Below are 12,334 nucleotides of genomic sequence, written 5' to 3'. Positions count from 1 at the left end.
TGACGGGCGGTGTGTACAAGACCCGGGAACGTATTCACCGCGGCGTGCTGATCCGCGATTACTAGCGATTCCGACTTCGTGCAGTCGAGTTGCAGACTGCAGTCCGAACTGAGACGTACTTTAAGAGATTAGCTCACCCTCGCGGGTTGGCAACTCGTTGTATACGCCATTGTAGCACGTGTGTAGCCCAGGTCATAAGGGGCATGATGATCTGACGTCGTCCCCGCCTTCCTCCGGTTTGTCACCGGCAGTCTCGCTAGAGTGCCCAACTGAATGCTGGCAACTAACAATAAGGGTTGCGCTCGTTGCGGGACTTAACCCAACATCTCACGACACGAGCTGACGACGACCATGCACCACCTGTCACTTTGTCTCCGAAGAGAACACTTCTATCTCTAGAAGCTTCAAAGGATGTCAAGACCTGGTAAGGTTCTTCGCGTTGCTTCGAATTAAACCACATGCTCCACCGCTTGTGCGGGTCCCCGTCAATTCCTTTGAGTTTCAACCTTGCGGTCGTACTCCCCAGGCGGAATACTTAATGCGTTAGCTTCGGCACTAAGAGGCGGAAACCTCCTAACACCTAGTATTCATCGTTTACGGTGTGGACTACCAGGGTATCTAATCCTGTTTGCTACCCACACTTTCGAGCCTCAACGTCAGTTGTTGTCCAGTAAGCCGCCTTCGCCACTGGTGTTCTTCCATATATCTACGCATTCCACCGCTACACATGGAGTTCCACTTACCTCTACAACACTCAAGTTAACCAGTTTCCAATGCCATTCCGGAGTTGAGCTCCGGGCTTTCACATCAGACTTAATCAACCGTCTGCGCTCGCTTTACGCCCAATAAATCCGGATAACGCTCGGGACATACGTATTACCGCGGCTGCTGGCACGTATTTAGCCGTCCCTTTCTGGTATGGTACCGTCGAACTAGAATCATTCCCTATTCTAGCATTTCTTCCCATACAACAGTGCTTTACGACCCTAAAGCCTTCATCACACACGCGGCGTTGCTCCATCAGGCTTTCGCCCATTGTGGAAGATTCCCTACTGCAGCCTCCCGTAGGAGTTTGGGCCGTGTCTCAGTCCCAATGTGGCCGATCAGTCTCTCAACTCGGCTATGCATCATTGTCTTGGTAGGCCTTTACCCCACCAACTAACTAATGCACCGCGGACCCATCTCTAGGTGACGCCGTAGCGCCTTTCAACTTTGTATCATGCGATACTAAGTTTTATTCGGTATTAGCATCTGTTTCCAAATGTTATCCCCAGCCTTGAGGCAGGTTATCCACGTGTTACTCACCCGTTCGCCACTCGCTTGAAAGGTGCAAGCACCTTTCGCTGCGCGTTCGACTTGCATGTATTAGGCACGCCGCCAGCGTTCATCCTGAGCCAGGATCAAACTCTCAATTTAAATGAATTAAATTCATCGTTTGAAGATGTACTCTTCGATTAAACTGACTAATTGCTATATCTCTATAACGACTATCCGTTTATTGTTTGTTACGAATTGACTTCGCAAATTTGTTTTAGTTATTACTGCTAATAACTAGTAACAGATTCGTTTGTTCAAAGTTTTGTTCAGTTTTCAATGTGCTACTTGTTGTCGCTGAGACAACTATACTATCTTATCACGTGGTTGATTACTTGTCAACACCTTTTTTCAAAATGTTTTTTTGTAATCATCCCCGCTGCGCTTTCGCACCGCTAAGACAACTTTATTATTCTACTACGTTGCGTCTCGCTTGTCAACTACTTCTTTCAAATCTTTTTAAAAATCATTTTCAGAAGTTGTTGTTTACGTATCAGACAACTATTAAAATTATACGCGCTTCTCACAAAAAGTCAACACTTTTTTCAAAAAAGTTTTCAAATTATTCTTCAAAGCTAACAAACGCCGTTGTTTGTAGGGTTTCTAGCAACCCGTGTAACTTGTTTGCCGGTACAAATTCCAATTGATTGGCCAATGCCTGTGTAATACCTGCCATGTCATTGACTTCAAATGAATAGAGTGACAAGAGTTGATCACCGGCTTGAACACTTGTCAATTCACCCAGACGCCAATGATCAAAATTATCTAACCCTAACTTTTTCAATTCACGTAACACGACACCTAAAGACGTTTCTTGATGGTGACGATGGATTTTAGCTGTGAAAAACTGATAACCATCTCCTGTCTTTTCCACAAGGAAATAGGGTAAATCATTTTCAAAAGCAATCGCAGTCGCTGCAATAAGTGACATAACTTCTCCTTTACTGATCAATACGTGCCAAAGCTTCAGCGATCCATTCATCGCGATGCGCTGCAATTGGTGCAAACCCATAGTTTAGATGATTGTTCGTCCAAAAGTGTTTCCGTAGGCTGATATTTTTAGGTAATGTTGTGGTTGGCGTCAAGTTGTCTTGCCGTAAAGACAGACTGATTTTATTGGTGTATTGCTCAATATCTAAAACAGTCACCACAACTTCTTCGCCAATCTGCAGCTCATGATTCAAGTCGTGTACAACACCTGATCGGCACTCAGAAATATGAATCAAACCTTGGGTATGGTCATCTAGCATGACAAACGCACCATAAGGTTGTATGCCTGTAATACGCCCTTTCAACTTTTGTCCAATATGATAAGTCATAATTTAAATCCTCATTACCATTATAACAAAAAAAGCAGACACTTAGTCTGCAATTTCAATCGTTTCAATTTTAACGTCTTCACGTGGCTTATCATACATATCGACAGCGACGCCGGCAATCTTATCAACAACATCCATACCTTCGATGACTTGACCGAAAACAGTATGCTTGCCGTTTAACCATGGTGTTTCATCAGCTTGTACAATGAAGAACTGTGAGCCATTTGTGTTTGGGCCCGCATTTGCCATTGACAATGCGCCACGCACATTCAACAACTTGTCAGAAAATTCATCTTCAAAGCTACCGCCCCAAATACTTTCGCCACCCATACCAGTACCTTCAGGGTCGCCACCTTGAATCATAAAGTCGCGAATAACACGATGGAAAATCCCATTATCGTAGTAACCGTTCTTAGCGTGTGTTGTAAAGTTTTCAACTGTCTTTGGCGCAATGTCCGCGAACAACTTAACTTTAATGTCACCTTGGTTTGTCTTAAACGTTGCAACTGGACCTGCGTAGTTCGCTGCATCTTGTTGTGGATAGTCTGTCATGATTGAACCTCTCTCGATTATGCTTGGTTTTAATTGAAAAACACCGGCCACCTGCTAAGTCGTGCCTTGGGCGTTTCATATCTGATGTGTGATCGGTATTAAACTTGATCTTCTAAATCAGGATCGATGATCACATCACCGTTTTCAATTTCTTCAAGTGCTTGACCAACTGACTTATTTGAGTTGAACTTTTCTTGGGTTGCAGGCAAGCCAGCATCCAATTCACGGGCACGCTTGGCCCCAAGTGCAATCAACTTGTAACGTGAGTCAACTTTTTCAAGCAACTTATCAACGGATGGATAAAGTAACATGGTAATTCTCCTTATAATGTCTTTTCAAAAACGCGCGCAACACGCAATCGTTCTGCGGTAATGATCGCCTTGATTCGGTCAACAGCGTGAATCACTTGATCATTTTCAACGGCATAGTCGTAGTTGATCATTTGCTTCAACTCATCACGGGCGGCAGCAACACGTTTCTCAATAACTTCTTGAGAATCAGTGCCACGACCAACCAACCGTTCGCGTAAATTAGTCAGATCTGGTGGTGTTAAGAAAATGTAAATACCTTCAGGCATCTTTGACTTCACTTGCAAAGCACCTTGGACATCAATTTCCAAAAAGACATCACGACCGCTCGCTAGCGTTTCATCAATGAAGCTTTTAGGTGTCCCGTAATAGTTATTTACATATTGGGCATATTCTAGCATATCCCCATTGACAATTTTTTGCTCAAATTCTTCACGAGAAACAAAAAAATAGTCTTCGCCATCAACCTCGCCAACACGTGGTTGACGCGTTGTTGCTGAAATTGAATATTGAAAATCAATACCCTCTTCTTCAAAAATAGCCTTGCGCACCGTTCCCTTACCAACACCGGAAGGGCCCGAAAGCACAATTAGTAAACCACGCTGCGTCATCATTTATCCTCTTTATGTACTAATGATAACATTATACAGGCTTTCCCCTTGTTATTCAATGGTTCGTCAAAGAATCACCCAAATAGAATGTTTGTTCCCATGGACAAATGAGGTGGTTATCCACAAAATACCGCATTTTATCAACATTTTATACCCGAACGAATGTTCAAGAAAAAGTAAAGTCAAAATATAATAGTTGCTTTTTTGAACATTTGTTCGTATGATAAGACTATCGTATGATCAAGGAGCAGGTTTATGCAAAATTATCTTGTACACCAACCCGTTGCTACGCAACTACAACATCATATGCATCGCCTTAAAAAGCTACTCACGCCGAAAAGACGTGTGCCTTTAAAGTGCCAGCTCCCAGCTGATGACTTGATTAATCGCTTGGCAGTCGCACTGAATTCAGATCAAGTCGTCACGATTCAAGTCAATGTGTCACTACTATCTGAAGAAGTGACGAATTTTACTGGCTATGTTTATCAGAATCAACATGGGGAAATTTTAATCCAATCCCCCAAAACCCATCAAATGACCATCATTTTACCTGGTACGATTCGTCATATTACATTATAAAAAGGACAATCGCTATTTCAATAGTGATTGTCCTTTTTACTTATTTTTATAAGGCACGTTCTGCCAAAACATCTTCTGGCATTTGCTCAAGAAGATGATTCAAGGCTGCCACATCAATGTAGCGATCAATACCAGCAGTCCCTGTCACAAATTCACTTAAGCCACTAATATCTTGCTTTTGACTCAAGAAAGTGAGATAAGATTTCACCTCACCACCAATGCCATCAAGGTTATCCCAAGCCGGTGACCAATAATTAAACAACTTATCCGTTGCTAACGCATTAAACATCGCTGGTTGCCATAAGTCATGTGTCGCTTGATATTCAGTCGCCAATCCTTCATGGAACCCACGTAACATGTTAACCACGTTATCACTGACCACATCTTTTACAGAAGCCGCCTTGAATTGCGCCAAGCGCTTGTCAGCAAATTCGAGTTCAGCTTGAATTTGCGCTTCAGTCAACTTAGGTTCAAGCGCAACAACTGAATCAGCGCCCTTTAAGGGCTTCATCTTTGGTGACAATCCTCTAAACGTCTCAGCAATGACTGGTAGGTTAAAGTGATCATCCTTATCGTCCACCTGCAAGAACTTGAATTGCAAATCATCGATTGCAGAAGATGTCTTCATCAATTCAGCCACATCTTTACCTTGCCACTTGAAGAAGTTAATCGCCATCACCGTGCGCATAATCATGCGCCAGAAGTTAATGTCAAACTTCGGTGCTTGTGCCACAAAGCGTCCATTCACGCTACCTTCTTTAACCAAGAATTGTTGCATGTCATAAAGCACTGGCACAAGCATCACAAAGTAACGCCAATCGCGATCATCACTATTGACCAATGCGGCTTGCATGACTTCATTTAACTTAACGACCGCCCGTTCATTGCTCGTGAAGCTGGTAAAGTTATGGTTAACCATCATCGCAATGACATCATCTAAGAAGAATGAGGCCACTTCAAACGTTTCAGGGCTATACTTTTGTCGGTGCGTTAAATAATAACGCGCTCTTAAAAATCCAGCGAATTCATTATAGTTGAATTCCGGCAACTTATGCTTATTCATAAATTTCTGTTGCTGTTGCCGATGCTTCAAATTTTTAATTTGTGCTGACTTACCTTGCTTCATATTTTATTAGCGTGCATGATATCGCACGCCCCCCCTTCTAAAATATTGTTAGATACTAAGATCCAAACTATACTTCCCATGACCAAATTCACGTAAACGGAACTGAAAAACTTGTTCTTGGCGTTCTAACGCCGGTGTCGCCACCACGGCTTGTTGCTTGCTAGCGAGTTCCGCCACTTCAATGGCACCGTTAATTGCAGACATCACGGGTGCAAACAACTTCGTATCTGCTGACACATAAAACATGTCAGCATTCCCATAGGTTGCCGATCTACGTGTCAAATTAACCGATACTTTATACCGATTAGCCTCAAAAACAATATGATTATAATTGAAATCATGTGCATAGTGGAATAGTGAGGATATAAATTCCCCTGCGTCAAACTTTTCTTTTGCCATACTTTTGGACGTCCCAACGGGTACGTCATTCCTTTAACTTAAATTCGTTCACCCTCTATTGTACAGATAAATCCACGGTCTGACCACTAATTCGCCCTATTTTACGATATCTTCACCTCAACCTATCGGTTAAGCACGGCTAATATGATATTATTTTGATACTAAATTGGGTAAATAATTTGTATTTTACACCATTTTAGCGTAAAATAGAAGGGTGTTTTTAATAAATATGTTTGTAACGTTGTTAATTCAATAACAACGTATCAAAAATCAATCGGAGGATTTTATGGAAGACAAAGGAAAGACATTTTTCGGTCAACCTTTAGGACTGTCAACACTGTTCATGACTGAAATGTGGGAGCGTTTCTCATACTATGGTATGCGCGCCATCTTGCTTTACTATATGTGGTTCCTCATCAGTACTGGTGATCTACACATTACACGAGCAACAGCCGCATCAATCATGGCAATTTACGCTTCAATGGTTTACCTTTCTGGTACGATCGGTGGTTTCGTAGCCGATCGTATCATCGGAGCACGTCCAGCTGTATTCTGGGGTGGTGTTCTCATCATGCTTGGACATATCGTGCTCGCTTTGCCTTTTGGCGCAAGCGCATTGTTTGGGTCAATCATCTTAATTATTATCGGAACTGGTTTCTTGAAGCCAAACGTTTCAACATTGGTTGGGACATTGTATGACGAACATGATCGTCGTCGTGACGCTGGTTTCTCAATCTTTGTGTTTGGTATTAACTTGGGTGCGTTCATTGCACCACTTATCGTTGGTGCTGCACAAGAAGATGCAGGTTACCACGTGGCCTTCTCATTGGCAGCAATCGGTATGTTTATTGGTTTGCTGGTTTATTACTTCGGTGGTAAGAAAACATTGGATCCGCATTACTTGCGCCCAACTGATCCACTAGCACCGGAAGAAGTTAAGCCATTACTGGTTAAGGTAAGCTTAGCTGTTGCTGGCTTTATTGCAATCATCGTTGTGATGAACCTTGTCGGTTGGAATTCATTGCCTGCCTACATCAATCTCTTGACGATTGTTGCGATCGCCATTCCAGTTTTCTATTTTGCTTGGATGATTTCTTCAGTAAAGGTGACGTCAACTGAACGTTTGCGTGTTGTGTCTTACATCCCACTTTTCATCGCTGCTGTTTTGTTCTGGGCGATTGAAGAACAAGGCTCAGTTGTGTTGGCAACATTTGCTGCTGAACGTGTTGATTCATCTTGGTTCCCTGTCTCATGGTTCCAATCATTGAACCCACTGTTCATCATGCTTTACACACCATTCTTCGCTTGGCTATGGACTGCCTGGAAGAAAAACCAACCCTCATCACCAACAAAGTTTGCCGTTGGTTTGATGTTTGCCGGCTTAAGCTTCTTGCTAATGGCCATTCCTGGTGCTTTGTATGGCACAAGTGGTAAAGTATCACCACTATGGTTAGTTGGTTCATGGGCCCTTGTTATCGTCGGTGAAATGTTAATTTCACCTGTCGGCCTATCCGTCACAACTAAGTTGGCACCAAAAGCCTTCAATTCTCAAATGATGTCAATGTGGTTCTTGTCATCAGCGGTAGGTTCTGCTTTGAACGCACAACTGGTGACGTTGTATAACGCCAAATCTGAAGTCGCTTACTTCTCTTACTTCGGATTAGGTTCTGTTGTACTTGGTATTGCTCTCGTCTTCCTATCAAAGCGTATTCAAGGTTTGATGCAAGGTGTTGAATAATTAAGCATAAAAAAGCGCTCACGGTATGTGGCGTACCCCGAAAGTTAAAGCAACTTTCGGGGTTTTATTTATGACTAAAATTTCAAAACAAATTAAACTTCAGGCAATTCAAGATTATCTGTCTGGAAAATATTCCATACGTGGCATTACTGCTCGATATGGTATTGCTAACAGTGTCTTTCGCATGCTTATTGCCGCATACAAAAGTTTTGGATCAGATATATTATTTAATCCACCAGCAATCACACCTGAATTTAGGATTAAAGTGGCATCATGGGCCATTCAAAATAACGCTTCTCATAGTCAAGTGGCTGCTAAGTTCGGCTATACAGGCATTGCCCAAATTGTTTCGTGGAAGAAGATCTATTCACAACTAGGGCCAAATGGGTTATTATCTATTCAAAAAGGACGATCACCTAGAATGGCTAATAAGAAACCTAAGCAAGTAAAACAGCTCACAGAAACTGAAAAACACATTGCCCAACTAGAAGACGAAAACCTACGACTAAAGATTGAAAATGAAGCGTTAAAATTATTAGCCTCGATTCAGCAACGAACCGACAACTCGCAGAAGTAGCTTGCCGGCTCGAGGCGCAATTTAAATTGGTGGCTATCCTAAAGGTTCTGCCAATCGCAGAAAGTACAGTGCATTACTGGAAACGACAGTTTAAAAATGATGACCCTGATGCACCCCTTCGTGCGGCTATTAGGACAATCTGGGAAGCTGATAATCACTACGGTGTGCGAAGAGTGTATTTAAAGTTACGTCAACAACCAGCGTTTAAAGCGGTAAATCACAAGAAAGTACAACGGCTAATGCATGAAATGGGGCTAAAGGGTGTTGGCTACAATAAGCAATCACGTCAGTATGATTCATCCAAAGGACCTGAAGGAAAACGTGTGAAGAACAAGCTTCACCGTCGTTTCAAGACTAATCGGCCATTACAAAAATTAGCTAGCGATGTTACTGAATTTAAGATTTCAGCGACTGGTGAAAAGGTCTATTTAGAACCGATTCTTGATATGTATAACAATGAGATTCTTACCTATGCCATTAGCACGCGTCCAGATCTCGCCTTTACCTTACAACCGCTTAATCAGCTCGTAGCGCAACTGCCAAAACTTTCGTATCGTACAACAATTCATACGGATCAAGGCTGGCAATATCGCCACAGAACATGGCGTAAAACACTAAAGAAAAACCACATTATCCAAAGCATGTCGCGTCGTGCGACTGCTCTAGACAATGCGGTGATGGAAAGCTTCTTCAATAAGCTTAAAGTTGAAATCGGGCCACTAAACAAGTATTCATCAGCTAAAGCGTTGATAGAGGCCGTTAAAAAGTGGATACTGTATTACAACAACACACGCATACAAACAAAATTAAACGGCCACTCACCGGTAGAATACCGACAACTGGCCGCTTAATGAACTAAACTATTTTACTTTAACTTTTTGGGTACACCACATGTCGTAGTTTTTTTTGACTAGTCATACCAGCTGTCAGCGAGTTTTTTGTGTGACTTGAGCCAGTCAGCAGCCGCAGCCTTCGGTGATTTACCGTTCTGAATGGCTAACATGACACTTTCCATATCGTCTTTCGTCCAATGGAATTTATCCAAGACTTTCCCAAGTTTTGGGTTATCTTGTTTCAGGCCTTTACGTGTAAAGGTTTGAATATTTTCACCCTTACCCATTGTTTCCTTTGGATCAGCCAAATACTTCAAATGATACTTACTAAACATCCAATGTGGTGACCAACCTGTCACAACAATATCCTTTTTAGCTTTGTAGGCCTTATCAAGCGCAATGGCCATCGCACCAGATGATGAGCCTTGCAACTGCCACCCCTTCAAGTTATCATAACTGTCCAATGTTTTTTGCGCACTAGCCATTTCACCGGCGCCAGGTTCAATTCCCGTAATGGTTTTATCCGCCTGATTAGATAAATCAGCAATTGAATTAGCCGCCATATAATCAGGCACAACTAATCCCGTTTTGGCACCGCGTAAATTAGGCCCCAGCATGTCGACATCATTTTTAAATTTGTTATATAGCACTTTATTGGTATATGGCAACCAAGCACTGACAGAAGCATCAATTTGCCCCTTCGCAACAGATTGCCACAAAACAGCACTATCAAGTGGTGTCATGGTCACATGATAACCGTGTTGACGCAAAGATTCCGCTAACACGTTAGTTGACGCGACTTCCGAATCCCATTCCACATAACCAAGGTTCACGCGTTGGCCTGTTGCTTTCTGGGTTGTCATCACATTAATGGCACCACCAGCAATCATAACAAGCACTGTGGCTAGAATCGTCCAGCGCTTCCAAGGTTTGGTTTCAGCCTTTTGGCCAGGTTGTGTCGTTAACTTTTGCGTAAAGCGATCAATAATGATCGCCAGAATCACTAACCCAAGACCATTGACGAAACCTAAACCAATATCCGCATGTTGCACAGCTGACAAGACACCACGTCCTAAGCCAGGTGCCCCAATCATTGAGGCCGTCACAACCATTGACAAGGCCAACATAATCGTTTGGTTCGCACCAGCTAAGATCGTGTTACGCGCACTCGGCAATTCTAACTTGATTAACTTTTGCCAAGTCGTTGAACCAAACGAATCAGCTGCTTCAACTAATGATACAGGGACTTGGCGAATACCAAGATCCGTCATCCGCACCATTGGTGGTAAAGCAAAGATAATTGAGGCAAACACCCCTGGCACAACGCCAATCCCAAAGAATGCCACTGCCGGAATCAGATAAACGAAACCAGGCATCGTTTGCATAAAGTCCAAAATCGGCTTCACAATGGCTGCTGTTTTTGGTGATTTAGCAGTTAGGATTCCCAATGGAATACCGATGACTAACGAAATAACCGAAGCCATGATAACCAATGTCAACGTACTCATCAAGTCTTCCCACAGATTTTGGTTGGCCACGATGGCTAACCCAAAAAAGGTAAACGCTGGGAAGCCAATTTTTTTAGGTGTGGTTAAAATGGCAATTAACGTGATACCAGCAATCATTAACGGCATTGGAATCGCAGTCAAGCCGTTGGTCAAACCATCCATGACAGCTTGCCCGACGTGTTGCATGACATTAAATAAGCCAGATAGGTGATCGGTTAACCAGTTAACGCCCGCCGTCACCCAGTCTTCTAAGGGTAATTTAGGTATATTAAGCATGTTCGTCCTCTCCTTGTGTATCAGCTAACGCTTCCAAAACACCACCACGAATGATGACACCTTTGACCCGATTGCTGTCGTCAACAACCGCAACAGGGGTTTGGGCATCGTAAATGATTGGCATAATATCCACAATTAACGTATCTAATGAAACCGTTGGCATGTCAGACACCACCTCAGTTAGTGGTGTTTTATCACGGCGCGCAGTCACGGCCGCATCAGATGACAAATAACCAAGAAGTTCACGGTTACGGTTGACGGCAACCAGACCAGAAACTTCTTCATCCGACATTTTACGCAACGCCACCGTTGGGCCATCGACAGTCAAGTTCGTCGTTAAGGCTGGAATCATAATACTTTCCGCCGTCAACACCTTTGTCCGATCAACACCACCGATAAATGTTCGCACATAATCATTGGCTGGATTGGTCAAAATTTCTTCACCCGTGCCGACTTGTTGCAACTGACCATCTTTCATAATGGCAATATGGTCACCAATGTGTAAGGCCTCATTCAAATCGTGGGTAATAAAGATAATGGTCTTACGGACATTAGCCTGCAACTCCAATAGTTCTTCTTGCATTTCACCACGAACCAACGGATCTAAGGCCGAAAACGCTTCATCCATTAATAAAATATCAGGATCATTGGTCAACGCACGGGCTAAACCAACACGCTGTTGCATCCCACCAGATAGTTGCGCTGGGTATTGGTCCTTAAAACTCAGTAACTTCGCGTTATCTAAAGCTTTCTCTGCCCGTTGACGCCGTTCGGCCTTGTCAACGCCCTGTACTTCTAGCCCGTATTCCGTATTTTCAAGCAACGTCCGATGGGGAAATAGCCCAAAATTTTGGAACACCATGCTCATCTTTTTACGTCGAATATCCAGCATTTGTTTCTTATTAAACTTCGTAATTTCTTGTCCATCAATAAAGAGCTGTCCATCCGTTGGTTCAATCAATCGATTGAGCAAACGAATCAAGGTTGACTTTCCAGAACCTGAAAGGCCCATAATCACGAAGATTTCGCCTTCTTCAATGGTCATGTTGATGTCATACACACCAACCGTACTTCCTGTCTTTTCGACAATCTCGTTCTTACTCTTATTTTGCTTCACCATCTTCAACGCCGCTTTTGGGCGTTTCCCAAATATTTTGGTTAGGTGCTTTATCTCGACTTTATTCGTCATGAAAT

At 42.9% G+C, this 12,334-nt stretch carries 13 protein-coding genes and 1 rRNA gene (1 of these 14 cut by a window edge); 4 read left to right on the top strand and 10 right to left on the bottom strand.

Annotated elements, in window-relative coordinates:
- The 6 genes from A9176_RS04515 to gmk form a co-directional block, all read right to left on the bottom strand.
- Positions 1–1,416 (bottom strand): 16S ribosomal RNA (locus A9176_RS04515) (it extends 134 nt beyond the left edge of the window).
- Between the two features lie 460 nt (positions 1,417–1,876).
- Positions 1,877–2,245, bottom strand: coding sequence for a hypothetical protein (locus A9176_RS04510; RefSeq protein ID WP_029510509.1), 369 nt, complete (start codon positions 2,243–2,245; stop codon positions 1,877–1,879).
- Between the two features lie 10 nt (positions 2,246–2,255).
- Complete coding sequence (locus tag A9176_RS04505; protein ID WP_010001065.1) at positions 2,256–2,633, bottom strand: CvfD/Ygs/GSP13 family RNA-binding post-transcriptional regulator; 378 nt, start codon at positions 2,631–2,633, stop codon at positions 2,256–2,258.
- 42 nt (positions 2,634–2,675) lie between these two features.
- Positions 2,676–3,185 (bottom strand): peptidylprolyl isomerase, encoded by a 510-nt coding sequence (locus A9176_RS04500; RefSeq protein ID WP_010005817.1) that lies wholly within the window; start codon positions 3,183–3,185, stop codon positions 2,676–2,678.
- A gap of 98 nt (positions 3,186–3,283) precedes the next feature.
- Complete coding sequence (gene rpoZ / locus A9176_RS04495) at positions 3,284–3,496, bottom strand: DNA-directed RNA polymerase subunit omega (protein WP_010005818.1); 213 nt, start codon at positions 3,494–3,496, stop codon at positions 3,284–3,286.
- An 11-nt stretch (positions 3,497–3,507) separates the two neighbouring features.
- Positions 3,508–4,104: a guanylate kinase gene (gmk, locus tag A9176_RS04490; protein WP_010001069.1), complete on the bottom strand. Its 597-nt coding sequence runs from the start codon at positions 4,102–4,104 to the stop codon at positions 3,508–3,510.
- Positions 4,105–4,359: 255 nt separating this feature from the next.
- Between gmk and A9176_RS04485 the strand changes: the two genes are divergently transcribed.
- The gene (locus tag A9176_RS04485; RefSeq protein WP_077282245.1) at positions 4,360–4,683 is read left to right on the top strand and encodes a hypothetical protein; all 324 of its coding nucleotides are present in this window, start codon (positions 4,360–4,362) and stop codon (positions 4,681–4,683) included.
- A gap of 46 nt (positions 4,684–4,729) precedes the next feature.
- Here the strand turns inward: A9176_RS04485 and A9176_RS04480 are convergent, their stop codons facing one another.
- Both A9176_RS04480 and A9176_RS04475 read right to left on the bottom strand, forming a co-directional pair.
- The gene (locus A9176_RS04480) at positions 4,730–5,809 is read right to left on the bottom strand and encodes a metaphase chromosome protein 1 (RefSeq protein WP_077282243.1); all 1,080 of its coding nucleotides are present in this window, start codon (positions 5,807–5,809) and stop codon (positions 4,730–4,732) included.
- Between the two features lie 48 nt (positions 5,810–5,857).
- Positions 5,858–6,208 carry a hypothetical protein gene (locus A9176_RS04475; RefSeq protein WP_029510513.1) on the bottom strand — a complete coding sequence of 117 codons (351 nt, stop codon included), beginning with the start codon at positions 6,206–6,208 and terminating at the stop codon, positions 5,858–5,860.
- Positions 6,209–6,494: 286 nt separating this feature from the next.
- Here A9176_RS04475 and A9176_RS04470 point away from each other — a divergent pair, with 286 nt between their 5' ends.
- The 3 genes from A9176_RS04470 to A9176_RS04460 all read left to right on the top strand — a co-directional run bounded on the left by A9176_RS04470 (position 6,495) and on the right by A9176_RS04460 (position 9,374).
- On the top strand, positions 6,495–7,946 hold the full coding sequence (locus A9176_RS04470; protein ID WP_077282241.1) for a peptide MFS transporter: 1,452 nt from the start codon (positions 6,495–6,497) through the stop codon (positions 7,944–7,946).
- Between the two features lie 70 nt (positions 7,947–8,016).
- On the top strand, positions 8,017–8,523 hold the full coding sequence (locus A9176_RS04465) for a transposase (protein WP_077281831.1): 507 nt from the start codon (positions 8,017–8,019) through the stop codon (positions 8,521–8,523).
- Positions 8,524–8,552: 29 nt separating this feature from the next.
- On the top strand, positions 8,553–9,374 hold the full coding sequence (locus A9176_RS04460) for an IS3 family transposase (RefSeq protein WP_157093711.1): 822 nt from the start codon (positions 8,553–8,555) through the stop codon (positions 9,372–9,374).
- Positions 9,375–9,433: 59 nt separating this feature from the next.
- Here the strand turns inward: A9176_RS04460 and A9176_RS04455 are convergent, their stop codons facing one another.
- Both A9176_RS04455 and A9176_RS04450 read right to left on the bottom strand, forming a co-directional pair.
- A complete protein-coding gene (locus A9176_RS04455) occupies positions 9,434–11,140 on the bottom strand; it encodes an ABC transporter permease/substrate binding protein (RefSeq protein ID WP_077282239.1) in 1,707 nt (568 codons plus the stop codon).
- Positions 11,133–12,329, bottom strand: coding sequence for a quaternary amine ABC transporter ATP-binding protein (locus A9176_RS04450; protein ID WP_010004878.1), 1,197 nt, complete (start codon positions 12,327–12,329; stop codon positions 11,133–11,135). The genes A9176_RS04455 and A9176_RS04450 overlap by 8 nt, the downstream gene beginning before the upstream one ends.
- Positions 12,330–12,334 lie beyond the last annotated feature (5 nt).

The organism is Leuconostoc garlicum (assembly GCF_001998805.1).
Lineage (GTDB): Bacteria > Bacillota > Bacilli > Lactobacillales > Lactobacillaceae > Leuconostoc > Leuconostoc lactis.
The sequence above is the reverse complement of the archived record's forward strand: the minus strand, read 5'-3'. Positions and strand labels throughout refer to the sequence as shown.

What these genes read in the sequence shown, in the direction of transcription:
- gmk (WP_010001069.1), bottom strand. Translation starts at nt 4,104, where the DNA reads ATGACGCAGCGTGGTTTACTAATTGTGCTTTCGGGCCCTTCCGGTGTT.
- A9176_RS04475 (WP_029510513.1), bottom strand. Translation starts at nt 6,208, where the DNA reads ATGGCAAAAGAAAAGTTTGACGCAGGGGAATTTATATCCTCACTATTC.
- A9176_RS04470 (WP_077282241.1), top strand. Translation starts at nt 6,495, where the DNA reads ATGGAAGACAAAGGAAAGACATTTTTCGGTCAACCTTTAGGACTGTCA.
- A9176_RS04450 (WP_010004878.1), bottom strand. Translation starts at nt 12,329, where the DNA reads ATGACGAATAAAGTCGAGATAAAGCACCTAACCAAAATATTTGGGAAA.
- A9176_RS04505 (WP_010001065.1), bottom strand. Translation starts at nt 2,633, where the DNA reads ATGACTTATCATATTGGACAAAAGTTGAAAGGGCGTATTACAGGCATA.
- A9176_RS04465 (WP_077281831.1), top strand. Translation starts at nt 8,017, where the DNA reads ATGACTAAAATTTCAAAACAAATTAAACTTCAGGCAATTCAAGATTAT.
- A9176_RS04510 (WP_029510509.1), bottom strand. Translation starts at nt 2,245, where the DNA reads ATGTCACTTATTGCAGCGACTGCGATTGCTTTTGAAAATGATTTACCC.
- A9176_RS04500 (WP_010005817.1), bottom strand. Translation starts at nt 3,185, where the DNA reads ATGACAGACTATCCACAACAAGATGCAGCGAACTACGCAGGTCCAGTT.
- A9176_RS04485 (WP_077282245.1), top strand. Translation starts at nt 4,360, where the DNA reads ATGCAAAATTATCTTGTACACCAACCCGTTGCTACGCAACTACAACAT.
- rpoZ (WP_010005818.1), bottom strand. Translation starts at nt 3,496, where the DNA reads ATGTTACTTTATCCATCCGTTGATAAGTTGCTTGAAAAAGTTGACTCA.
- A9176_RS04455 (WP_077282239.1), bottom strand. Translation starts at nt 11,140, where the DNA reads ATGCTTAATATACCTAAATTACCCTTAGAAGACTGGGTGACGGCGGGC.
- A9176_RS04480 (WP_077282243.1), bottom strand. Translation starts at nt 5,809, where the DNA reads ATGAAGCAAGGTAAGTCAGCACAAATTAAAAATTTGAAGCATCGGCAA.